General features: G+C 64.2%; 24 protein-coding genes and 1 pseudogene. 10 read left to right on the top strand and 15 right to left on the bottom strand.

Annotation, left to right across the window (positions count from 1 at the left end; all coding sequences use genetic code 11):
- Positions 1-80 precede the first annotated feature (80 nt).
- From VC352_RS08015 to VC352_RS07995, 5 genes are all read right to left on the bottom strand, one after another.
- Positions 81-803, bottom strand: coding sequence for a class II aldolase/adducin family protein (locus VC352_RS08015; protein WP_322979052.1), 723 nt, complete (start codon positions 801-803; stop codon positions 81-83).
- Positions 800-2,314, bottom strand: coding sequence for an amino acid ABC transporter permease/ATP-binding protein (locus VC352_RS08010; protein ID WP_322979051.1), 1,515 nt, complete (start codon positions 2,312-2,314; stop codon positions 800-802). Before VC352_RS08010 ends, VC352_RS08015 begins: the two co-directional genes overlap by 4 nt.
- A gap of 125 nt (positions 2,315-2,439) precedes the next feature.
- Positions 2,440-3,246 carry an ABC transporter substrate-binding protein gene (locus VC352_RS08005; protein WP_322979050.1) on the bottom strand — a complete coding sequence of 269 codons (807 nt, stop codon included), beginning with the start codon at positions 3,244-3,246 and terminating at the stop codon, positions 2,440-2,442.
- A gap of 56 nt (positions 3,247-3,302) precedes the next feature.
- Positions 3,303-4,343 carry an isopenicillin N synthase family dioxygenase gene (locus VC352_RS08000; RefSeq protein WP_322979049.1) on the bottom strand — a complete coding sequence of 347 codons (1,041 nt, stop codon included), beginning with the start codon at positions 4,341-4,343 and terminating at the stop codon, positions 3,303-3,305.
- A gap of 9 nt (positions 4,344-4,352) precedes the next feature.
- Entirely contained in the window at positions 4,353-5,195 is an 843-nt protein-coding gene (locus VC352_RS07995; RefSeq protein ID WP_322979048.1) for a sugar phosphate isomerase/epimerase family protein, read from the bottom strand.
- A gap of 316 nt (positions 5,196-5,511) precedes the next feature.
- Between VC352_RS07995 and VC352_RS07990 the strand changes: the two genes are divergently transcribed.
- The 4 genes and pseudogenes from VC352_RS07990 to VC352_RS07980 all read left to right on the top strand — a co-directional run bounded on the left by VC352_RS07990 (position 5,512) and on the right by VC352_RS07980 (position 8,777).
- Complete coding sequence (locus tag VC352_RS07990; protein WP_322979047.1) at positions 5,512-6,405, top strand: LysR family transcriptional regulator; 894 nt, start codon at positions 5,512-5,514, stop codon at positions 6,403-6,405.
- A 140-nt stretch (positions 6,406-6,545) separates the two neighbouring features.
- A pseudogene (locus VC352_RS25365) lies at positions 6,546-6,824 on the top strand (PAS domain-containing protein); the annotation flags it as partial.
- Between the two features lie 267 nt (positions 6,825-7,091).
- A complete protein-coding gene (locus VC352_RS07985; protein WP_416340126.1) occupies positions 7,092-8,111 on the top strand; it encodes a methyl-accepting chemotaxis protein in 1,020 nt (339 codons plus the stop codon).
- A gap of 75 nt (positions 8,112-8,186) precedes the next feature.
- Positions 8,187-8,777: a tRNA-uridine aminocarboxypropyltransferase gene (locus VC352_RS07980; protein ID WP_322979045.1), complete on the top strand. Its 591-nt coding sequence runs from the start codon at positions 8,187-8,189 to the stop codon at positions 8,775-8,777.
- Positions 8,778-8,783: 6 nt separating this feature from the next.
- Here VC352_RS07980 and VC352_RS07975 read toward each other — a convergent pair whose 3' ends face one another.
- The 5 genes from VC352_RS07975 to VC352_RS07955 form a co-directional block, all read right to left on the bottom strand.
- Positions 8,784-9,152: a glutathione S-transferase N-terminal domain-containing protein gene (locus VC352_RS07975; protein WP_322979044.1), complete on the bottom strand. Its 369-nt coding sequence runs from the start codon at positions 9,150-9,152 to the stop codon at positions 8,784-8,786.
- Between the two features lie 61 nt (positions 9,153-9,213).
- Positions 9,214-9,759 (bottom strand): GTP cyclohydrolase I FolE, encoded by a 546-nt coding sequence (gene folE, locus VC352_RS07970; RefSeq protein ID WP_115297457.1) that lies wholly within the window; start codon positions 9,757-9,759, stop codon positions 9,214-9,216.
- A 68-nt stretch (positions 9,760-9,827) separates the two neighbouring features.
- Positions 9,828-10,388: a Smr/MutS family protein gene (locus VC352_RS07965; protein WP_322979043.1), complete on the bottom strand. Its 561-nt coding sequence runs from the start codon at positions 10,386-10,388 to the stop codon at positions 9,828-9,830.
- Between the two features lie 81 nt (positions 10,389-10,469).
- Entirely contained in the window at positions 10,470-10,790 is a 321-nt protein-coding gene (locus VC352_RS07960; RefSeq protein ID WP_322979042.1) for a hypothetical protein, read from the bottom strand.
- Between the two features lie 84 nt (positions 10,791-10,874).
- A complete protein-coding gene (locus VC352_RS07955) occupies positions 10,875-11,471 on the bottom strand; it encodes a cysteine hydrolase family protein (protein ID WP_322979041.1) in 597 nt (198 codons plus the stop codon).
- Between the two features lie 351 nt (positions 11,472-11,822).
- On the opposite strand from VC352_RS07955, the gene prmB reads away from it, so the two are divergent.
- Positions 11,823-12,743 (top strand): 50S ribosomal protein L3 N(5)-glutamine methyltransferase, encoded by a 921-nt coding sequence (prmB, locus tag VC352_RS07950; protein ID WP_322979040.1) that lies wholly within the window; start codon positions 11,823-11,825, stop codon positions 12,741-12,743.
- A 141-nt stretch (positions 12,744-12,884) separates the two neighbouring features.
- Here the strand turns inward: prmB and VC352_RS07945 are convergent, their stop codons facing one another.
- Positions 12,885-13,679, bottom strand: coding sequence for a hypothetical protein (locus tag VC352_RS07945; RefSeq protein WP_322979039.1), 795 nt, complete (start codon positions 13,677-13,679; stop codon positions 12,885-12,887).
- Between the two features lie 36 nt (positions 13,680-13,715).
- Complete coding sequence (locus tag VC352_RS07940) at positions 13,716-14,708, bottom strand: alpha/beta hydrolase (protein WP_322979038.1); 993 nt, start codon at positions 14,706-14,708, stop codon at positions 13,716-13,718.
- A gap of 267 nt (positions 14,709-14,975) precedes the next feature.
- Here VC352_RS07940 and aroC point away from each other — a divergent pair, with 267 nt between their 5' ends.
- The 5 genes from aroC to VC352_RS07915 all read left to right on the top strand — a co-directional run bounded on the left by aroC (position 14,976) and on the right by VC352_RS07915 (position 18,587).
- Positions 14,976-16,067 carry a chorismate synthase gene (gene aroC / locus VC352_RS07935; protein WP_322979037.1) on the top strand — a complete coding sequence of 364 codons (1,092 nt, stop codon included), beginning with the start codon at positions 14,976-14,978 and terminating at the stop codon, positions 16,065-16,067.
- A complete protein-coding gene (locus tag VC352_RS07930; protein WP_322979036.1) occupies positions 16,064-17,224 on the top strand; it encodes an MFS transporter in 1,161 nt (386 codons plus the stop codon). Before aroC ends, VC352_RS07930 begins: the two co-directional genes overlap by 4 nt.
- A 16-nt stretch (positions 17,225-17,240) precedes the next feature.
- On the top strand, positions 17,241-17,780 hold the full coding sequence (locus tag VC352_RS07925) for an acireductone dioxygenase (RefSeq protein ID WP_322979035.1): 540 nt from the start codon (positions 17,241-17,243) through the stop codon (positions 17,778-17,780).
- A 61-nt stretch (positions 17,781-17,841) separates the two neighbouring features.
- Positions 17,842-18,033, top strand: a complete 192-nt coding sequence (locus VC352_RS07920; protein WP_099523075.1) for a PLDc N-terminal domain-containing protein — start codon at positions 17,842-17,844, stop codon at positions 18,031-18,033.
- Positions 18,030-18,587 carry a histidine phosphatase family protein gene (locus tag VC352_RS07915; RefSeq protein WP_099523074.1) on the top strand — a complete coding sequence of 186 codons (558 nt, stop codon included), beginning with the start codon at positions 18,030-18,032 and terminating at the stop codon, positions 18,585-18,587. The genes VC352_RS07920 and VC352_RS07915 overlap by 4 nt, the downstream gene beginning before the upstream one ends.
- 5 nt (positions 18,588-18,592) lie before the next feature.
- Here the strand turns inward: VC352_RS07915 and VC352_RS07910 are convergent, their stop codons facing one another.
- The 3 genes from VC352_RS07910 to VC352_RS07900 all read right to left on the bottom strand — a co-directional run bounded on the left by VC352_RS07910 (position 18,593) and on the right by VC352_RS07900 (position 21,223).
- Positions 18,593-19,090, bottom strand: a complete 498-nt coding sequence (locus VC352_RS07910) for a methylated-DNA--[protein]-cysteine S-methyltransferase (protein WP_322979034.1) — start codon at positions 19,088-19,090, stop codon at positions 18,593-18,595.
- Between the two features lie 3 nt (positions 19,091-19,093).
- Positions 19,094-19,972: a DNA-3-methyladenine glycosylase gene (locus VC352_RS07905; protein ID WP_322979033.1), complete on the bottom strand. Its 879-nt coding sequence runs from the start codon at positions 19,970-19,972 to the stop codon at positions 19,094-19,096.
- A 231-nt stretch (positions 19,973-20,203) separates the two neighbouring features.
- Positions 20,204-21,223 (bottom strand): AraC family transcriptional regulator, encoded by a 1,020-nt coding sequence (locus VC352_RS07900; protein ID WP_322979032.1) that lies wholly within the window; start codon positions 21,221-21,223, stop codon positions 20,204-20,206.
- Positions 21,224-21,277 lie beyond the last annotated feature (54 nt).

Below are 21,277 nucleotides of genomic sequence, written 5' to 3'. Positions count from 1 at the left end.
TGAACTTATGGCGTGCCCGTTTCTGGGCGGCTGTAGGGCGGGTGCAACCCGCCATCCCTATGCGGCGGGTTGCACCCGCCCTACAAGCGGTAGCTAGAATCGAGGCGGTCGAGCTTGCGCAACCAGGCCTGCCAGATCAGCTGACGTTGCCATTCGGCGCCCTGTAACTGCTCGCAGGCGTGCTGCGCCAGGTGCGCCGGGATCTCCCTGCAGGGCTGGCCGCCGCCGGTGGCGGCAAGCTGGATCTCGCAGGCGCGGTTCAGGTAATGCATGACATAGAAGGCATCGGCCACGCTGGCGCCGACGCTGAGCAGGCCGTGGTGGCGCAGCAGCAGGGCGATGTTGTCGCCCAGCGAAGCCTGGATGCGCACGCGTTCGTCCAGATCCAGCGCCACGCCTTCATAGGCGTGGTAGCCCAGGCGCCCGTGGAATTCGGTGCTGATCTGGTTGAGTTGCAGCAGGCCATGATCCTGAGCGGCCACCGCCATGCCGGCCAGGGTATGGGTGTGGATCACGCAGTGGGCGTCATCGCGGGCCATGTGCACGGCGCTGTGGATGGTGAAACCGGCAACGTTGTAGTCGGCATTGCCCTCGACCACCTGGCCATGCATGTCCACCACGATCAGGTCGCTGGCGCGAATCTCCTCGAAGAACAGGCCGAACGGATTGATCAGAAAGCGCGGCTCGCCAGCGCCCGGCAGGCGTACGGAAAAGTGCGTGTATAGCGTGTCGTCCCAGCCGAACAGGGCAGCCAGGCGGTAGGCCGCGGCCAGGTCGCGGCGCAGGGTGGCGATGTCGTTCATGCGTTCTCCAGGCCGATGAAGCGGCGTACGCGTTCGTGATTGCCGGTGCGGATGGCGTCGGGTGAGGCGTCGAGCTGGACGTGGCCGTTTTCCATGAACAGCACTCGGTCGGAAATCGACAGGGCGAAGTCCATCTCGTGGGTGACGATCAGCATGGTCATGCCCTCGCGGGCCAGGTCGCGGATCACCGCGAGCACGTCGCCCACCAGTTCCGGGTCGAGCGCCGAGGTGGGCTCGTCGAACAGCATGATGTCCGGCTTCATCGCCAGGGCGCGGGCGATGGCCACGCGCTGCTGCTGACCACCGGAGAGCAGGTGCGGGTATTTGTCGGCATGGGCCAGCAGGCCGACCTTGTCCAGCAGCGCCAGGGCCTGCTGGCGCAGGTCGGCGGTCTCGCCCAGGCCGTGGTAGCGCGGCGCGAGCAGCACGTTGTCGACGATGGTGCGATGCGGGAACAGGTTGAAACTCTGAAACACCATGCCGATGCGCCGCACGCCTTCGCGCTGGCGGCGGTTCTCGGGGCGGTCGCCGGCCTGGATGAACGACTCGCCAAATAGCACGATCTCGCCTTCGTCGATGCTTTCCAGGCCGTTGATGGTGCGAATCAGCGAGGTCTTGCCGGAGCCGGACGGGCCGATGATGGAAATCACCTCGCCGGGCTGCACGCTCAGGTCGATGCCCTTGAGCACATGGTGATCGCCATAGTGCTTGTGGATGTTGCTCAGGTACAACGCAGCCGGAGCGCCGGGCTGGCGAATCTGCGCGCTGCCGGCCGTCACCTGCGGCAGGCTGCTGCGCAGCTCGGTCATCTTGGCCTCACCCAGGGTGCTCGGTTTACGTCGGCCAAGGTCGAGATGACGCTCCAGGTACTGCAGGCCCCAGCCAAAAAGGCTGACGATCAGCACGTAGTACACCGCCACCGCGCCGAGGGTTTCCAGCACCAGAAAGTTCTGCGCATAGAGGCGCTGGCCGACCAGCAGCAGCTCGCTGAGTGAGATCACCGAGACCAGCGAGGTCAGCTTGACGATGGTGACGTACTCGTTGGTCAGGGTCGGCAGGGCGATGCGGAAGGCCTGCGGCACCACGATCAACCGCTGCGCGCCGAGCCGGCCGATGCCGAGGGCACGGGCCGCCTCGCGCTGGCCCTTGGCCACCGAAAGCAGGCCGCCACGGTGAATCTCCGCCATGTACGCCGCTTCGGTCAGCACCAGGGCGAACAGGCCGGCATAGAAGGGGTTCGACAACACCTTGCCGCTGGCCGGGATGAGCTGCGGCAGGTTGTAGACGAAGATCAGCAGCACCAGCAGCGGTACGCTGCGAAAGAACCACACGTAGATTGCAGCGGGCGCGCTGAGCCAGCGGCTGTTGGCCTGTTTGGCGCTGGCCAGGCCGAAGCCCAGCACCAGGCCGAGCAGCCAGGCCAGGCTGCTGAGTTTGACCACCGTCCAGCATGCGGCCCAGAAGGCCGGCATGGAAAACAGGGAGAAGAAATAGCTCCATTCGAACGGCATATGGGGCACCTGCGACTCAAGCCGAAAAAAGGCCGCTGGCCGGAGCGAGTACCGGCCAGCGGGGTGAAGCGGTCATGCCATGCAGCGCCCGTGTATGAGCCATAAGGCTCATCCACGGGTTGGTTTCAGGCTTCTTCCAGGTTGTATTTCTTCAGCAGTTCGCTGTACTCGCCGCTGGCCTTGAACTCGTCCAGCGCTGCTTTCAGGGCGTCGAGCAACTGCTTGTTGCCCTTCTTCACGTAGATGCCCAGCACCTGCGGGTAGATCGAACCTTTGGAACTGATAGCGATGCGGCCACGGGATTTTTCGACGATCAGCAGCGAGGCGGCGTCGATCTCCAGGTGCGCCTGGATATGGCCGGAGAGCAACGCCTGGGAGGTTTCCGAGGTGGTCGGGTACTGGTTGATGGTGATGGCGCCGGCACCCTGTTCCTTGCAGTAGCCGTCGGAGACTTTCTGCAGGGCGGGAATCCACGAGGTGCCCTGCTGCAGGCCGACGGTCAGGCCGCACAGCTCTTCGGGGGTGGCCGGTTTCTTCTCGGCGTCGCTGCGTACCATGATCGCTGCGCCGGTTTTGGCGTAGGGGATGGCGTCGGCCTTCTCCAGGCGCTCGGGGAGGATGTACATGCCGGAGATGATGGTGTCGAAGCGGCCGGCGTCGAGGCCGAGGATCAGGTTGGGGAAGGTGATGTCGCTGAAGCTCGCCTCCAGGCCCAGACGCTTGGCCAGGGCGGCCGACACTTCCGGGTCGAAGCCCTTCACCTGGTCGCCTTCGTAGTATTCGAACGGTGGGTAGGTAATTTCCATGCCCACCTTCAGCTCGCCGCTGGCAAGGGTCTTGGGCGTATCGGCGGCGTGGGCTGTGGCGAACAGGCCGGCAAGTGTGCAGGCCAGGGCCAGGGCGGTGCTGCGCAGCGGGGTAGGGTTTGCCATTGTGCGTATCTCCGGATCAGTTTTTTGTGTTGGCAGAGGGGGCTTCTTAGGGAAGGTCACAGCGCGCTCGGTTGGTGCTTCAGGTGGCCGAAGCTCGACGGTGCGCGGGCGCGTTCGGGCAACTGTAATTGGCCGTCCTCGACGCGCTTCTTGAGGTATTGGTAGGTCTGCAGCGCCTGGCTCCACATGTGCTCGCCGATGCTGATGGTTTCGTAGCTCTGGCCGGTGGCCTCGAACTGCGGCAGCGGGCGGATTTGCGTGTGGTAGTCGCAGGCATAGAAGAAGGGGAACGAATAGCGCTCCTGGCTGACCTTGCGCACGCGGTGCGAGGTGGCGACGAAGGTGCCGGCGCTTATCACCTCGAGCATGTCGCCGATGTTGACGACGAAGGTGCCTTCGCGCGGCGGTGCGTCGATCCACTGGCCGAGGTCGTTCATCACCTCCAGCCCCGGGCGGTCGGCGAGCAGGATGGTGAAACACTCGTAATCGGTATGGGCGCCGATGCCGGGGGCGTCCTGGGCGTCGCCATCGAAGGGGTAGTGGATCAGGCGCAGCTTCGACGGCGGGAAGTTGGCCATCTCGTCGAAGGTGTTTTCCGGCACGCCGAGGGCCAGGGCGAAGCCGCGAAACAGCGTGCGGCCAAGCTGGAAGATGCGCGCGTAGTAGGCCTGCACCGCTTCCTTGAAATTGGGCAGGGTGGGCCAGTCGTTTGGCCCCAACAGCGGCGTGCCAGCCAGTACCAGAGGATTGTCGGCGGGGACTTCGAAGCCGATGTCGAAGGCTTCCTTGTGATCCGGCTTGCCAGTGCCGTAACGCTCCTCGCCCTCGGGCACGAAGCCCTTGTGGCTGACCGAGGCGCCGATGTAATGGCGCATCTTGTCGTCCAGCGGCTGGGCGAAGTAGTCCTCGGCGGCACGGTGCAGGCCGTCGATCAGCGCCTGCTCGATGCCGTGGCCGCTGATGTAGAGAAAACCCACCTCGCGGGCGGCGCGGCCCAGGTTCTCGGCCACGGCCAGGCGCGCGGCCGGATCACTGCTGAACAGGCCGGCGATGTCGACCACGGGGATTTCGGTGAAATGCTTGGCGTTGGTGTTCATCACGGCTCCTCAGCGACTGGTGAAACGGTGGAAGTGCTGGCGCTCGCAGCGCGCCATCCACAGGTTGAGCTGCCACAGGTCGGCCACCGGCACGTCGGTGAAGGGCAGGTGGTGCAGGTAGCCGTCGGGGCCGAACTCGGGGGTTAGCGTGGTGGTCTGCAGGCCGCGTTTTTCCTGGCTGCTCCAGATGCTTTCCCAGTGGCGCTGGTGGAAGGCCAGTACCTCGGCGTATTCCGGGGCGCCGGGGTGCGGCACCTGCGGGCCTTGGTCGTAGCCCACGCGAGCCTGGATGTGGTCGACCCGCTCGATAAACGCGGAAAGGTCGTCGGCGGGGTCGTCGAGCAGGCGCTCGCAGGTCACCAGCCAGTGGCTGATGTCACTGGTGAAGCGCATCTCGGGCACTTGGCGGATCAGGTCGAGGGTCACCCAGGGGCTGTACAGCGAGCGGCCACGGTGAATCTCGAAGCAGACCTTCAGGTCACTGGCATCGGCTAGCTCGACGGCGTGGGCAAAGAAGTCGACCTGCTCGCTCAGTGCCCAGCGATCATTGCCGGGCAGCACGTTGACCAGTCGTGGGCCGAGCTCGGCGGCCCAGTCGAGCTTCATACGCAGGTCTTCGAGGTGTACCTGCGGGCTGTCGCTCTGACGTGGCAGCACCGGGGTGGAGGTGAACAGGGTGGCGATATAGGGGATGTTCTGCTCGCGCAGCAGGCGAGCATTGATGGCGCGTTGCGCGGCGGTCTCGGGGATACGCGCTTCGAGTCCGTCGAAGCCGGCACCGAGCGCCTCGTCGAGCGCTTGCTGCCAACTGCCGCGATAACCCCAGAGGGTGCGGAAAATTTCCAGTCGCATGGCCGTCTCCTGGAGAGGGCGAAGGTCAGCGGCAGATTGGCAAAGGGGCGTGGTGTATCGCCCGGTGGCGTCCGGTTCGAGCCGGCGCCTGGTTATGGCTGCATTGTTGGCTCAGCCTGCGAATGGGTTAAATCGCGTTGAGCAAATACTTAGTTCAGTAATTACTGAACTATCCTGGCTGGGGCGTAGGAGCGGCTTCAGCCGCGATGATCGCGGATAAATCCGCTCCTGAAAGAGCCCGAGCACCGCATTCCCTGGATATCTGCGGTGCTTGCATGACGCTACACTGGCGTTCCGTTCATCCGCTGTGTGCCTCATGTCCTTTGCCTTGCCTGATCTGAAGCTGCTGAAAATCTTCGTTGCCGTGGTGCGTCACCAGGGTTTCGCTGCTGCGCAGCAGGAACTGAACCTGTCGACCTCGGCCATCAGTACCTACATGAGCCAGCTGGAAAGCCAGCTGGGTATCGTGCTGTGTCATCGAGGCCGTGGTGGTTTCAGCCTGACCAGCAAGGGTGAGCTGTTCCACCAGGAAACCCTGCGCCTGCTCGGTGAGCTGGAAGGTTTCGAGCGCTACTCGGCGGCGCTCAAGGGCGAGCTGCGCGGCACCCTCAACCTCGGCGTGCTGGACTCCACCGTCAGCGATCCGGCCCTGCCGCTGGCCGAGGTGATCGGCGCCTACAGCCAGGAACACCCAGGCGTACACCTGCACCTGTCGGTGATGAGCCCCTACGAACTGCAGTTGGCGGTTCTGGATAACCGTCTGGATCTGGCCATCGGCGCCTTCTCCACACGTATGAACGGCCTGGTCTACCAGCCGCTGTATCGCGAACAGCATTGGCTGTACTGCAGCGAGCGCCACCCACTATTCGACCAGCGGCGTATCCCCATCGAGCTGATCACTCAGCAGCGTATGGTCGGCCGCGGCTACTGGAGCCAGGCCGAGCTGGCTCGTCATGGCTTCAAGCACAGTGCGGCGACGGTGGAATCGATGGAGGCGCAACTGATTCTAGTGCTCTCCGGCGCCTATATCGGCTACCTGCCCGAGCATTACGCCCAGCACTGGGCGGATCAGGGGCGCTTGCGTGTGTTATCGCCCGCGACTTTCGGCTATCAGGCACCATTTTCGTTGATCCTTCGTCGCGGGCGCTCACGTGAGCCGCTGATCCAGACCTTCCGCGATCTGCTCAAGACGCAACTCAATGCGAGTTGAGGGCTAAAGCCCCGGCCCGCTTGGTCGACAGCCTTACAAGACGGTCGCACCCGCTACGACTAATCGCCGATTAGCGCGTCTCTGGCGCTGTGCTACTACTTACTGCAGTGCAGTACCCTTCACCTCCGTGAGACGCCTCCATGCGCCAGAACCTCCCCGTGACCCAGCGGGAACGTACCTTCCCAGCAGATGAACGCCTTATCTCCACGACTGATATGGATAGCAGGATCACCTACTGCAATGACGCATTCGTCGAGATCAGCGGATTTACGCGCGAAGAACTGATTGGTCAACCGCACAATCTGGTGCGCCACCCGGACATGCCACCTGGGGTGTTCGGCCATATGTGGGACACCATCAAGCAGGGCAAGCCCTGGATGGGCATCGTCAAGAACCGCGCGAAGAATGGCGATTTCTACTGGGTCAGCGCCTATGTCACCCCCGTTTACGAAGGCGGGCGCATGGTCGGTTACGAGTCGGTGCGCTCGCTACCGACAGAGGCGCAGAAGCGCAGGGCGGAGAAGCTCTATGCACGCCTGCGCGAGGGCAAGCCGGCAGTACCTGCCGTTGAGCGCTGGACTTACAGCCTGGTGCGCTCCTGGCCATTGATCCTGGTGGCCGCAATCATTCTGTTCGCTGAAACCTTCATGAGTGGCGCGATGCTGATCGGTTTTACCTTTGCATTGATGATCGCGCTTGGCATCTACCAGTTGCAGCGCACGCGGGCACTGATCATGCGTACCCTCGATGATCACCCCAAGGCCTTTACTAGTGAGCTGGTGGCGTTGACCTACAGCGACAACCGCGGCGCCCAGGCGCTGCTCGACATGGCCATGTTCAGCGAAGAGGCGCGCTTGCAGACTGCGCTTACTCGCTTGGAGGACGCTGGCGAGAACGTCAAGCGGCGGGCCACCGAGGCGGCCTCGGTATCCAGCGCGGGCGCCAATCTGCTCGACCAGCAGCGTGCCGAGACGGATCAGTCGGCCACCGCCATCAATGAAATGGCCGCGACCATCCAGGAGGTCACGCACAACGTGCAGAGCACCTCGCACGCTGCTGACGAAGCGGATCGTCTGGCCCGGGAGGGGCGTGACCTGGCCGTGGGCAGTCTGGATTCCATGCGGCAGATGGCCAAGGCGGTCAATGACATTGGCCATGCGGTGAACGAACTGGCCAACTCGACTCAGTCGATTGGCAGTGTCGCCGACGTGATCACCTCGATCGCCGAGCAGACCAATCTGCTCGCGCTGAACGCGGCGATCGAAGCTGCGCGCGCTGGCGAGCAGGGGCGAGGTTTTGCCGTGGTTGCCGACGAAGTGCGGTCGCTGGCCTCACGCACCCGTGAGTCCACCGAGCAGATCCATCAGATCATTTCGGCCTTGCGATCCGGTGCCGAGCGGGCGGTCGTGACCGCCGGGCGAGGGGAGGAGATTTCCAAGGGCAGCGTGGAAAGCGTGGAGGCGGTGAAGAATGCGCTGGAAGGCATCAGTGCCGCCGTCACGCGTATTTCCTCGATGAGTCAGCAGATGGCCGCGGCGTCCGAGGAACAGAGCCACGTGGCCGAGGACATCAACCAGCAGATCACCCGTATCGCTCAGCTCTCCGAGAACAGCGCCGCTCAGGCGCACCAGGGCGCCTCCATCAGCCGTGAACTGGAGGAAATGGCGGATTACCTGCACAGCCTGGCCGAACGCTTCAACCGCTGACTGTCCCGGCGGATGCAGTGCGCGCACTGCATCCGGGCTACGCGGGACGCCGGGGTTCGTGGCACACTGCGCGGCATGCCACGCCCGACCTGTTCCCGCTGCCAGCGCCCGCTAAGCCGTTGCCTGTGCGCGCTGATTCCCGATCTCGATAGCCAGACTCGGTTGCTGATCCTGCAGCATCCGAGCGAGACCGCTCATGCCCTGAATACCGCGCGCCTGGCCGCACTGGGCTTGCGCAATGCCGAGCTGCAGGTAGGCGAAGTGTTCGAACAACTGCCGCAATGGCTCACGCGTCCGGGGTATCAGGCCTGCCTGTTGTTTCCTGGCGAAGCTGCCATACCGCTGCAGCCCCGCCAGGCTGGGGAATTGCCGTTGCTGCTGGTGGTGCCGGACGGCACCTGGCGCAAGGCGCGCAAGCTGCTGCATCTCAACCCGCTGCTGGCAGCCTTGCCGCGCGTCAGCCTGAGCGATGCGCCAGTGTCGCGCTATCGCCTGCGCAAGGCGCCGGAGGTGGGGGCGTTGTCGACCATCGAGGCCATCGTCAGCGCGCTGGAGACGCTCGAAACGCCGAGCTGCTTCCAGGCTTTGCTAAGGCCGTTCGACGCCCTGATTGAGGGGCAGATTGCGGCGATGGGCGAACAGACCTATCGCCGCAACCATGGCTGAGAGGGTTCAGCCAGCGAAGCGCTGATCCAGATAGGCGATGATCGCCTTGGATTCATACAGCCAGGTGCTCTGGCCGTTTTCCTCGATGCGCAGGCACGGCACCTTGATCCGGCCGCCATGTTGTTCGAGCGCCTGGCGATGGCCAGCATCGTTCTTGGCGTCGCGTAGCTCGACCGGCAGGTTGAGGCGATGCAGGCTGCGACGCACCTTGACGCAGAACGGGCAGGCACGGAACTGATACAGCGCCAGGTTGGCAGTAGCGCGCTCGACCTCGGCCTGGGCTTCGGCAGTGCGCTTGAGTTTGCGGGGGCGACTGATCCAGTCGGCGAAGATCACCAACTGGCCGAGGCCATTGCGAAGTGCCTTGAGCAACATGTTCGGACTCCTGAAATGCAGACGGCCGTTCGCGCTGCGAGCGGCCGTCTATCGGGGTGGTTCAGCGAACCAGGTTGAGAAATTCGCCGCGGGTCGCCGGGTTGCTGCGGAATTCGCCAAGCATCACCGAGGTGACCATGGAGGAGTTCTGCTTCTCCACGCCGCGCATCATCATGCACATGTGCTGCGCCTCGATGACCACCGCCACACCCAGGGCGCCGGTGACCTGCTCGACCGCTTCGGCGATCTGCCGGCTGAGGTTTTCCTGAATCTGCAGGCGGCGGGCATACATGTCGACGATGCGCGCCACCTTGGACAGACCCAGCACCTTGCCGTTGGGAATGTAGGCGACATGCGCCTTGCCGATGAACGGCAACAGGTGATGCTCGCACAGCGAGTACAGCTCGATGTTCTTGACCAGCACCATCTCGCTGTTATCGGAGCTGAACAGCGCACCGTTGGTGACTTCCTCCAACGTCTGCTGGTAGCCGCGGCAGAGGTACTGCATGGCCTTGGCAGCGCGCTTGGGCGTGTCGAGCAGGCCCTCGCGGGAGACGTCCTCGCCGAGTTGGCCGAGGATGGCGGTGTAGTGTTGTTCCAGGGACATGGAGATTCCTGTTGGGTAACGAAGGGCGCAGGGTAGGGCGCCGCCGGTTGGCTGGCAAGGGCGCTCGGTCAGTATTCGTCGCGGCCGTCCATCATCGTGCGCTTGAGGATCACGTAAACCGCGCCGGTGCCGCCGTGCTTGGCCTGGCAGGAGGTGAAGCCGAGCACCGAGGGGTGCTGGCGCAGCCAGGTGTTGACGTGGCTCTTGATCATCGGCTTGCGGCCGTCCATACGCGCGGCCTTGCCATGGGTCACGCGCACGCAGCGCACCTCCAGCTTGGTCGCCTCGGCGATGAACTCCCACAGCGTATCGCGCGCCTTTTCCACGCTCATGCCATGCAGGTCGAGGCTGCCGTCGAAGGGGATCTGGCCAAGCTTGAGCTTACGCATCTGGCCTTCCTGCATGCCGTTGGCGGCCCAGTACAGGGCATCCTCGGCGCCGACGTCGATGACGAACTGGTCGGACAGGCCATCGACCTTGATCTCGCCCTGGCTGATGGTCGCTGCCTGGCGCAGGGCGCCCAGTTGCTTGCGATCAGCCTTGGGTTTGCCGGTGTCGGCGCGGTCGTACTTGATCGGTTTGACGCCGCGCAGTTCGGCCTGGAAGAGGGAGAAATCGTCGTCTTGCATGGGAGTGCTCCGCGAAACAGGCAGACATTTTAGGGGTTGCCGCTGCTTGCAGTCACCCGCTGGGGCGGTCTTGGCGCTGTTTCAGTTGCGCTTCTTCAACAGATGCGGCGACAGACCCAGGCCACCGGGCCGGCGCAGGCGGCGTCTGCAGCGACGCCAGAAGGCGATACCGGCCCAGAGCAGCAGCAGGCCGAACGCCAGCATCACGATGGCCTCGCCTGTCGAGTCGTTGAGTGCGCCCAGGGTCGGCCCGCGCCCGGCCAGCGAGGCGATGCCGGCCATGGACAAAAGGATGCCGAAGGCGGCGAACAGCGCACCGAACATGGCACCGATACGCAGACGCCAGCTCCCAGGCTGGCGGGGCCTTAGCCTGCGGGCGTCGAAATCGTCGGAGAGTTTCATGGCGGTTCTCTCAGCGGGCTGTCGGCGGTAGACCTGCGAGCGTGCCCCCCGGTTCCTCGCCGTCTGTGGGGGCAGCCGTTCGGTTCAGATCAATGCTTTGGCGTTCGGCACCAGGGTGGCGAAGTTGTCGCCCAGGGCGATCATCTCGATGCGATGCACCTCGTCGGCGGCGATCACGCTGCCGTTCGGTGCAGGCAGGTCGCGAGTGGCGCAGGCCGCCTCGACCAGGGTGCAGCGATAGCCATAGTCCTTGGCGGCGCGCACGGTGGTGCTGACGCTGGAATGGGTCATGAAGCCGCAGACGATCAGATCCAGATGGCCGAGCGCCTGCAGACGATCATGCAGCTCGGTACCGGCGAAGGCGTTGGGCAGGCGTTTTTCCACCACGGTCTCGCCTAGCAGTGGTGCGGTTTCCGGCAACTGGCGGCCACGCGGGCCGCTCGGGTCGAGCAGGCCTCCGGGAATGCCGAGATGCTTGACGTGCACGATGTCGGTACCCGCGGCGCGGGCTGCGGCCAGCAGGCTGGCGATCTCGGCCAGCGCCGGATCCAGGCCGGGCAGGGCGAGCACGCCGCTGCGATATTCTTCCTGAGCATCGATGATCAGCAGGGTCGCATTCGCCAGGGAGGCCGGAGCATGGCCGCGACCGGTGAGCTGGAACATGGTTTGCGGAAGAGACATCTCTGGGCTCCTGGCTGATGGTGATGAAGTGCCATTGTCCGCTTGCTGACGCGCTCTGTGAACCTCTTGCGCGGCAATACTTGCTGGTGTAGAGACTTCCGATGGCCGGAACCCGCCGGGAAAATGGAAGGTCACACGCAAAAGGAGTTGCTCATGTCACTGATCTCGCAGATATCGCCGTATTTCTGGTTGCTGTTCTCCCTGGCCGTCGCTATCGCGGTATGGCGTGAGCTGCGCCGCGAAGACGAGCAGGAGTAGCGCGCTTCGTTGAGGCCGGTCGGCGCCGTTGGCCTGTGTGCGCCCGACCTGGCTTGGGCTACACTGCTGGGCTTTTTCACCCGGAGGCCGCCTGTGACTGCTCTCACCACCCGTTTACGCACCCTGCGCGACTACATTCGCTGGGCTGTCAGCCGCTTTCAGGCCGAGCAACTGTTCTTCGGTCACGGCACCGACAACGCGTGGGACGAGGCCCGTCAACTGGTGCTCGGTGCGCTGCACCTGCCCTGGGAAATCGCCGATGCCTACCTCGACTGCCGCCTGGAAGACGACGAGCATGCCCACCTGCAGGCATTGCTCAAACGTCGGATTGAGGAGCGGGTGCCTACCGCTTATCTGCTGGGCGAAGCCTGGTTCTGTGGCTTGCCCTTCATCGTCGACGAGCGCGTGCTGGTGCCGCGTTCGCCGATTGCCGAACTGATCGACCGTCATTTCGCGCCCTGGCTGCCGACCGAGCCGGCGCGCATTCTCGACCTGTGCACCGGCTCCGGCTGCATCGGCATCGCCTGCGCCTACGAGTTTCCCGAGGCGGAAGTGGTGCTGGGCGATCTGTCGTTCGACGCGCTGGAGGTGGCCAACCAGAACATCGAACGTCATGGCCTGGAAGAGCGCGTCTACTGCGTGCAGGGCGATGGTTTCGCTGAGCTGCCGGGGCAGCGTTTCGATCTGATCGTGTCCAACCCGCCTTATGTCGATGCCGAGGATTTCGCCGACATGCCCGCCGAATACCAGCACGAGCCGGAGATGGGCCTGGCCTGTGGTGCTGACGGCCTGGATCTGGTGCGACGCATGTTGGCCGAAGCGGCCGATCACCTCACCGAGCGTGGCGTGCTGATCGTCGAAGTGGGCAACAGCCAGGTGCATGTCGAGGCGCTGTACCCGGAAGTGGACTTCACCTGGCTGGACTTCCAGCGCGGTGGGCACGGCGTGTTCCTGCTGGCAGCCAAGCAGTGCCGAGAGCATCAGGAGCTGTTCCGTTCTCGAGTGAAGGGCTGAGCGGAAGGTTTTTCGCGGCTGAAGCCGCTCCTACAGGGGGCGCGTAGTTGCGTAGGGTGGATGTCGCTTTTTACATCCACCACAGCGGTGGACCGATAGAGCGCGATCCACCCTACGGGTGCGCTTGGGTGATTCGCTTGCTCAGCGTGTTGCAATCCAGATCAGCAACCCCGCCTGAAACAGGCTGAAGGCCACCAGGCAGGTGATGGTGAAGCGCAGGCCGCTGTCCTCGCGCTTGAGGCGGTCGACCCGATCCTGCAGCTTGCGCAGCGCAGCGTCTTGCTCCTGCAGGTTCTGGTCGGCCTGCTGCAGCATCGCGGCGGCATCCAGCAGCTCGACGATCTGTATCTTCTCGGCGTGCCAGTCGCCATGCAGCGAGCTGACCCGTGGCGCGCTGTAGAAGGGCTTGAGTTGCAGCGGATCGCTGTATTCGATGGTGAAGCCCTGCGCCTTGACGGCGTGATCGCGGCGGGCGCGAGCCGCTCCGTTGAAGTTGTCCTTGGTCGGCAGCGCGCCGCCCTCCACGCTGTAGTGGGCAAACTGCTTGCGTGCCCAGGCGATGCCCTGAGCCATGAGGAAACGCCCCAGGCCGCGATTGGCCGGCTCCACGCTCAGTCCCTTGTCCGGGCCGAAGCGTACTTCCTTGCGCTGATGGTCGGCCCAGACTTCCAGCAGATTCTGCTGCCGATGCAGGCGCTGACCCGGTACCTGAAGGGTCAGACGCAGCATGCTCAGATCCTTGGCATGACGCTCCACGCGGCCCAGTTGGACGAAACGCAGCGGCCTAGGCCCGGTTTCACGGTCGATCGGCAGTGGCGCCAGGCGCAGCAGACTGAACTGCTCGGCAGGCAGATCAGCCCAGGGATGCGCGACGGGCGTTTCGTCTGCTGTGGCGGCTTCGGTGGTTTGAGCCTCCGGGGCTGGGTTCTCGCTCATGGGCGTCCTGTGCGCGTCTTGGAGTGGTCAAGTCAGTTATCGACCGTTTTCCTCGGCACTGGAGCGAATGAAGGCAACTATCCGTTCGCCCAGCGCACGGGCCAAGGGTAGCTTTGGATCGTTGTAGGACGCTACCTGTTCGTTCCAGGCAGCCGCTGTGATGCGCATGACATGGTTCATGCCGGGGATCAGCGCCAGCTCGGCATCGGGTTTGGCTTGCTTGAGCAACTCGGCGTTGTCCGGGCTGACCTGAGCGTCATGAGTGCCCTGCACGATCAGCGCGGGCATCTGCAGTGCGGCGAAATTCTCCGCCGGATCCTGGCGCAGCAGGCTGATCAGGTAGGGCTGCACGCTGGGCCGGTAGATCGCTTGCAGCTCTTGCGGTACTTGCGGCTGCAGCTTGCCGCGAATCAGATTGGCGAGGATGTGCCGGCTTTCGGCCAACAGAGGCGGCGGCAGGCGCATGGCCAATTGCATGTCCAGCACCTGACCGATGGGGTAGGCGGGGCCGGCGATCGACACCAGTGCATCGGCCTGGCTGGCGGGCGCGGCCAGGCTGGCGATCAGCGCGCCTTCGCTGTGGCCGATGAGAATGAGGCGGTTGAAGCGTGGGGCTGCCCTGAGCAACTTCGCCCAACCTTCGACATCGGCGACGTAGCGCTCGACGCTGAGGTCTTTCTCATCCGGCGTCGCGGCACGGCTGGCGGCCACGCCGCGCTTGTCGTAGCGCAGGCTGGCGATGCCGTTGCGCGCCAGCACCTGGGCCAGCTTCTTCAGGGCATCGTTATGGCCGCCTTCGGGGTTGTTACCGTCGCGGTCGGTGGGGCCGGAGCCGGCGATCAGCAGCGCCACCGGTACAGGCTTGTCGCTTTGTGGCACCAGCAGGCTGCCGTACAGGGTGCCCTGGTCGGTGTCGAGGCTGATGGGCAGTTGCCGGGTGGTGCTGGCCTGGGCCAGGCCGGTGATCAGGGTGAGGGACAAGAGCAGGGCTCGCAGCATGATGATGGCAGGGTAGTGGCAGGTTGGCATTGGACGCGTCCGGACGGCCAAGGTTCGGGCACTTCTAAAAACTAGCTGCGTTGTCATCACTGCGTTAGAAAACAGGCTCAAATGCTCATTTACGCCTGTAAACTCCGCTTTTCGCCTGTTTTCAGCCTTGTGCTGACTGCCTCGCCTACGTTTTTAGAAATGCCCGTTCGGGGTGAACTGCAAGTAGGCGGCAGGTATACTCGCCCACCTTGTGAATCGGGCCTGCGCAGTGGCAGGTCGATGCTGAATCTCGCGGAGCGTCTTCCCATGTCCGGCAATACCTACGGCAAGCTGTTCACCGTCACCACCGCTGGCGAAAGCCATGGCCCGGCGCTGGTCGCCATCGTCGACGGTTGCCCGCCCGGTGTCGAGATTTCCCTGGAAGACCTGCAGCGCGACCTCGATCGTCGCAAGCCGGGCACCAGCCGCCACACCACGCAGCGCCAGGAGGCCGACGAGGTGGAAATCCTCTCCGGTGTGTTCGAGGGCAAGACCACCGGTTGCGCCATCGGCCTGCTGATCCGCAACACCGACCAGAAGTCCAAGGACTATTCGGCGATCAAGGATCTGTTCCGCCCGGCCCATGCCGACTACACCTATCACCACAAGTACGGCCTGCGCGACTACCGTGGCGGCGGCCGCAGCTCGGCGCGGGAAACCGCCATGCGCGTGGCGGCCGGTGCCATCGCCAAGAAGTACCTGGCCAGCCAGGGCATCGTCATCCGTGGCTACATGAGCCAGCTCGGCCCCATCGAGATCCCGTTCAAAACCTGGGATTCGGTAGAGGAGAACGCCTTCTTCAGCCCCGATCCGGACAAGGTGCCGGAACTCGAGGCCTACATGGATCAACTGCGTCGTGACCAGGATTCGGTCGGCGCGAAGATCACCGTGGTCGCTGAAGGCGTCATGCCGGGTCTTGGCGAGCCGATCTTCGACCGCCTCGATGCCGAACTGGCCCATGCGCTGATGAGCATCAACGCGGTCAAGGGCGTGGAGATCGGCGCCGGCTTCGCCTGCGTCGCCCAACGCGGCACTGAGCACCGTGACGAGCTGACCCCGGAGGGCTTCCTCTCCAACAACGCTGGCGGCATCCTCGGCGGCATCTCCAGCGGCCAGCCGATCGTTGCCCATCTGGCACTGAAACCGACGTCCAGCATCACCACGCCGGGGCGCTCCATCGATGTCGATGGCAACCCGGTGGACGTGATCACCAAGGGGCGTCACGACCCTTGCGTCGGCATCCGCGCCACGCCGATTGCCGAGGCAATGATGGCCATCGTGCTGATGGATCACCTGCTGCGCCACCGTGGGCAGAACGCCGACGTGCGCGTCGCCACGCCGGTGCTGCCGCAACTGTGATCCGGGCGGGCGCGGCCCTGCCGTACTGGCGGCTGTCCGGCTTCTATTTCTTCTACTTCGCCCTGCTCGGGGGTACGGCGCCGTTCCTGGCGCTGTACTTCGATCACCTGGGCTTCTCCCCGGCGCGGATCGGCGAGCTGATCGCCATTCCCATGCTGATGCGTTGCCTGGCACCGAATCTGTGGGGCTGGCTGGGTGATCACACCGGTCAGCGCCTGCTGATCGTGCGCTTTGGCGCGCTGTGCACCCTGGTCTGCTTCGCCGGCATCTTCTTCAGCCAGAGCTACGCCTGGCTGGCGCTGATCATGGCCACGCACGCCTTTTTCTGGCATGCGGTGCTGCCGCAGTTCGAGGTCATTACCCTGGCCCATCTGCGCGAGCAGGCGGCGCGCTACAGCCAGATTCGCCTGTGGGGCAGCATTGGTTTCATCGTCGCCGTGGTCGGCCTCGGTCTGCTCTTCGAGTGGCTGAGCCTGGATGCCTATCCGGCAGCGCTGCTGGTGATCATGGCCGGTATCGTTGCCAGCAGTTTCTGGGTGCCCAATGCACAGCCTGTGCTGCGCCCGAGCACGCTGGAGTCGGAGGGTTTTCTGCGCCAGCTGCGTCGCCCAGGCATCCTCGCGTTCTACGCCAGTGTTGGCTTGATGCAACTGAGCAACGGCCCGTACTACACCTTCCTTACCCTGCACCTGGAGGGCGTCGGCTACAGCCGCGGCGCTATCGGTCTGTTCTGGGCGCTGGGAGTGGTGGCGGAGATTCTGCTGTTCCTGATCATGGCGCGGCTGCTGCAGCGTTATTCGCTGCGTGCGGTATTGCTGGCCAGCTTCCTGATCACCGCCGTGCGCTGGCTGCTGCTGGGCAATCTGCCTCAGTACCTGCCGGTGCTGCTGCTGGCGCAGTGCATGCACGCCGCTACCTTTGGCGCCTTCCATGCCGCCTGCATTCACTTCGTGCAGCGCAGTTTCGCCGACCGCCAGCAGGGCCAGGCCCAGGCGCTGTATGTCAGCCTGGCCGGGATCGGCGGAGCCTTCGGTGCGCTATATGCCGGTTACAGCTGGAAGAGCCTGGGTTCGGCCTGGACGTTTGCCATCGCCAGTCTGGTAGCCTTGCTCGCCGCCTTCATCATTGCCACCCGCTTGCCGCCCGAGCGGCCCTGAATCGAGTGAACCCGTCATGAGCAGCCTCGCCGTCCATCTGCACACCGCTCCGGAACTGCCGAACAAGGTACTGAACCACGCCGACGACATCGCCAGCACCCTGGCGGCGGAGGGTATCGACTATCGCCAGGTGGAGCTGCCGGCCGAATTGCGCCCCGGCTGCGAGCAGGCCGAGTTCGATGCGGCTTATGGCCTGTGGCTGCAGGCGCTGATGAGCAAGGAAGGCCATGTGCAGCAGGAGTTGTTCAACCTGCAGCGCAATCATCCGCAGAAGCTGGAGCTGCGCGCACGTCATCTCGACGAGCAGGCACAGGCGAGCGCCAGTGCCTGGCTGTTCATCGGTGGTTTCGCCCAGCTCAGTGTGCGCCTGGATGACTACGTCTATGTCCTGCGTGGTGAGCGCGGCGATCTGCTGAGTCTGCCGGCTGGCACGCGCCACTGGTTCGACTTGGGTGAGGAGCCGCATGCGCTGGTGGTGCGCCTGAGCGCCAGCGCGCAAGCGCCCGTGCGCACCGATGACGATATCGCCAGCCGTTTTGCCCGCCTCGGCGATTGAGGGAACCGGCGCCGGTCGCTGACTATCCTATGAAGGCAACTTCTCAGACAGGAGTGTCGTCATGGGTTCCATGTTCAATGGCCTGATTGGCCTGGTCATCCTTGCCCTGGATATCTGGGCCATCCTCAACGTGATCAAGAGCAGCGCCGAGACCGGGATCAAGATTCTATGGATTCTGCTGATCGTGCTGCTGCCTGTGGTCGGCCTGATCATCTGGGCGCTGATGGGGCCGCGCGGCAACGTCAGGATATGAAGCGCCTGTGGCTGTTGGCCCTCGTGCTGCTGCCGCTGTTCAGTGTGGCAGCAGACAACGCCGACGCCTGGCAGGCGCTGCGCGAGGGCCGGGCGCTGTTGCTGATGCGCCATGCCACGGCGCCAGGTACGGGCGACCCGGCGAACTTTCGCCTGGGACAATGCGAAACCCAGCGCAACCTGAACGATCAAGGGCGTGCCGAGGCCCGGCGTTGGGGCGAGTTGCTCGCTAGCCAGGGGATCGAGCAGCCACGCCTTCTCAGCAGTCGCTGGTGCCGCGCGCAGGATACGGCCAGCACCATGCAGCGCGGCCCGGTGCAGCCATTCCCGGCATTGGATTCGTTCTTTGGTCAGCCAGAGGAGGGTAGCGAGCAGACCGCCGAGCTAATTCGCCAGATCAACGAGTTGCCTGCGGGTGCGCCGTTGGTGCTGGTTTCCCATCAGGTCAATATCACTGCCTTGACGGGCATCTTTCCCGCTTCGGGCGAGGGGCTGATTTTGCCTTTACCGCTGCGCCCTCGGGTTCAGCCACTGGCACGTATACCTGCGCCCTGAGAGGGCTACAAAGCCAGTTGCGCCTGCGCCGGCTGCAACACGCCTTCCAGTTCCAGTAATTGCTGCTTGCGTGGCAGGCCGCCGGCGTAGCCTGTGAGGCTGCCGTCACGGCCGATCACGCGGTGGCAGGGCACGATGATGGAGATCGGGTTGGCGCCATTGGCGGTTCCCACCGCACGCACGGCCTGCGGTCTGCCGATGACGCTGGCCAGCTCGGAATAGCTGCAGGTGCGGCCATAGGGAATGGTCTGCAGCGCCTGCCAGACCGCCTGCTGGAATGCCGTGCCCTTGGGCGCCAGGCGCACTTCGAACTGGCGACGCTTGCCGGCGAAGTATTCGTCCAGCTGGCTGCATACAGCGTCCAGCTCACGGCCGGCGGGCTGCCAGTCTTTTTGAATGTGCCAGGGGCGGCTGTCCAGCTCCATCAGCAGCAATTGCAGGCCGCTGTCGTCGGCTGCCAGAAACAGCGGGCCGACCGGACTGTCGTGGTAGCGGTAATGCATGCTTCAGCCTCCCGAGTAGTTGTGCCAAAGATGCGCCGCCGCATAAGCGCGCCACGGACGCCAGGCCTCGGCGTGAGCCTTGAGGCGCCGTGCGTCGATACCTTCCGTTCCCCACACTGGCGCCTTGAGTAGACCTAGGTCGCTTGCGGGAAAGGCGTCGGCCTCACCGAACGCTCGCAGGGCGATGTACTCCGCTGTCCACGGGCCGATACCGGGCAGGGCGCAGAGTCGTTCGATCAACGCCGCACTGCCGTCTTGCAGATCGAGTTTCAGGCTGCCATCGGCGATGCGTGCAGCGAAATGCTGCAGGCACTGCACACGCTTGCCGGGCATGCCGATGCCGGTCAGATCAGACTCGGCAAGCGCCTGCGGCGAGGGGAACAGATGGCTGATACCCAGCGTTTCCGGTGTCTCGATGGGCGTGCCGACACGCTGCACCAGGCGCCCGACGATGGTGACCGCCGCCTTGACCGTGACCTGCTGACCGACGATGGCGCGAACCGCCTGCTCGAACGGATCGAACGCCACCGGCAGGCGCAGGCCGGGATTGGGCAGCAGCAGTGGCGCGAGCAAGTCATCAGTGCTCAGGTGCAAGGCAATGGTTTCGGGATCGCTGTCGAGATCGAACATGCGCCGTACGCGTCGTTCGAGTTGATCCAGATGCGCGGGCGAGGCCAGGCGACAGCGCAACTCCAGCGCGTTCTGCCCCGGCAGCGGGGCAACTCGGAACCAGCCGGGTGTGCCGTCGATGCTGAAACCCCGGCTGTAGCTGTACGCACTCAGCGTCTCCAGCCCGGGAATCGCGCGCAGGGCGAAATGGCTATGGAACTGTTGCCAGTGCCAGGGAGGTTGGTAGGGCAGAAGCAGCGTGATGATGTTCATGGCTGGCACCCTAGCGCGGTGCTTGCGGCTTGTCAGCGTGAAGATGACTTTCAAATCTCGGCAGGCCCGCGACCACTCCATGATGGCGTACTGCTTCGCGAGTACGCCCTACATCTAAGTCCCCGGCGTCATACCTTTCCAGCATAGGGTGGATCTGAATGCCGATCATTCGTAGCGCCAGCTCGTAGGGTGGACTCAGGAGCGTAGCGAACAGTCCACCAGCGCTTACGGTTACACCATCGCCCCCCGTTGATAACGCCCCGGCGTCATGCCTTTCCAGCGCTTGAAGGCGTGGATGAAGTTCGACAGCTCGCCATAACCCAGGCGTTCGGCAATTTCCTCCAGGCTCAGGCCGCCACCTGCCAGCAGCTCTTCGGCCAGTGCCTGGCGCACTTCATCCTGCAGGGCGCGAAAGCTGGTGCCTTCGTCGATCAGGCGGCGCCTCAGAGTACGGCTGCTCAGGTGCAGACGCTCCGCGACCTGCTCCATATCGGCGATCTGCCCCGGCGACTGCAACAGCAACTGGCGCACGCGCCCGGCCAGGCCCTGATGCCATTGATGGCGCGCCAGCAAGGCCTGGCATTGTTGCTCGCAGGCGCTGACCAGTTGTGGGTTGGCCCGTGGCAGTGGGGCGTCCAGCAGCTCGGCGGCGAAGCCCATGCGATTGCAAGGTGCACCGAAGCGCGGCGCCTGACCGAAGGCGGCAATGAACGGTGCCATATCAGCCGGCGCCGTTTGGCGCAGTTCCACGGTCAGCAATTGCAGCGAGCTGCCGAGCAATTCACGCACGACCACCAGGGCACCGAGCATGTCGCGCTGCACGATGAAATCATGCAGCGCCGGGGGCAGGGCGCTGTCGTCGAAACTCAGGCTGGCCACGGCATCATCCACGCTCAGGCTGATGCGGGTGAAGGCATAGGTCAGGCCGTGATAACGCAAGCCCAGCTCGGCGGCCTGGCGCACCGTGGCGCTGCTGAGAATGGCGTAACCCCAGGCGCCATAGGTGGTCAGGTGGTAGCGTCGGCCGGCCTGCAGGCCCAGGTCTGCGACTGCGGGTAGCGCCTCGATCAGGTTGGCGATCAGTTGCAGTTCGCGGTGCGCTTCGATCTCCCCATTCAAACTGGCCAACTGCACCGGGCTGAGCCCCGTTTCATGCAGGCAGCGATCCAGGCTCAGGCCAAGATCGAGCCCCAGTTGGGTGAGCAACTGGATGCTGATAATGCTGCGTCGGGCGGGCCAGGGGGCTGACATAGATTGTCCGAAAATCACAATATCCTGGCCGACTATGCCATAACTTGAGCGCGG

It is taken from the genome of Pseudomonas sp. C11 (genome assembly GCF_034683865.1).
GTDB lineage: Bacteria > Pseudomonadota > Gammaproteobacteria > Pseudomonadales > Pseudomonadaceae > Aquipseudomonas.
The sequence above is the reverse complement of the archived record's forward strand: the minus strand, read 5'-3'. Positions and strand labels throughout refer to the sequence as shown.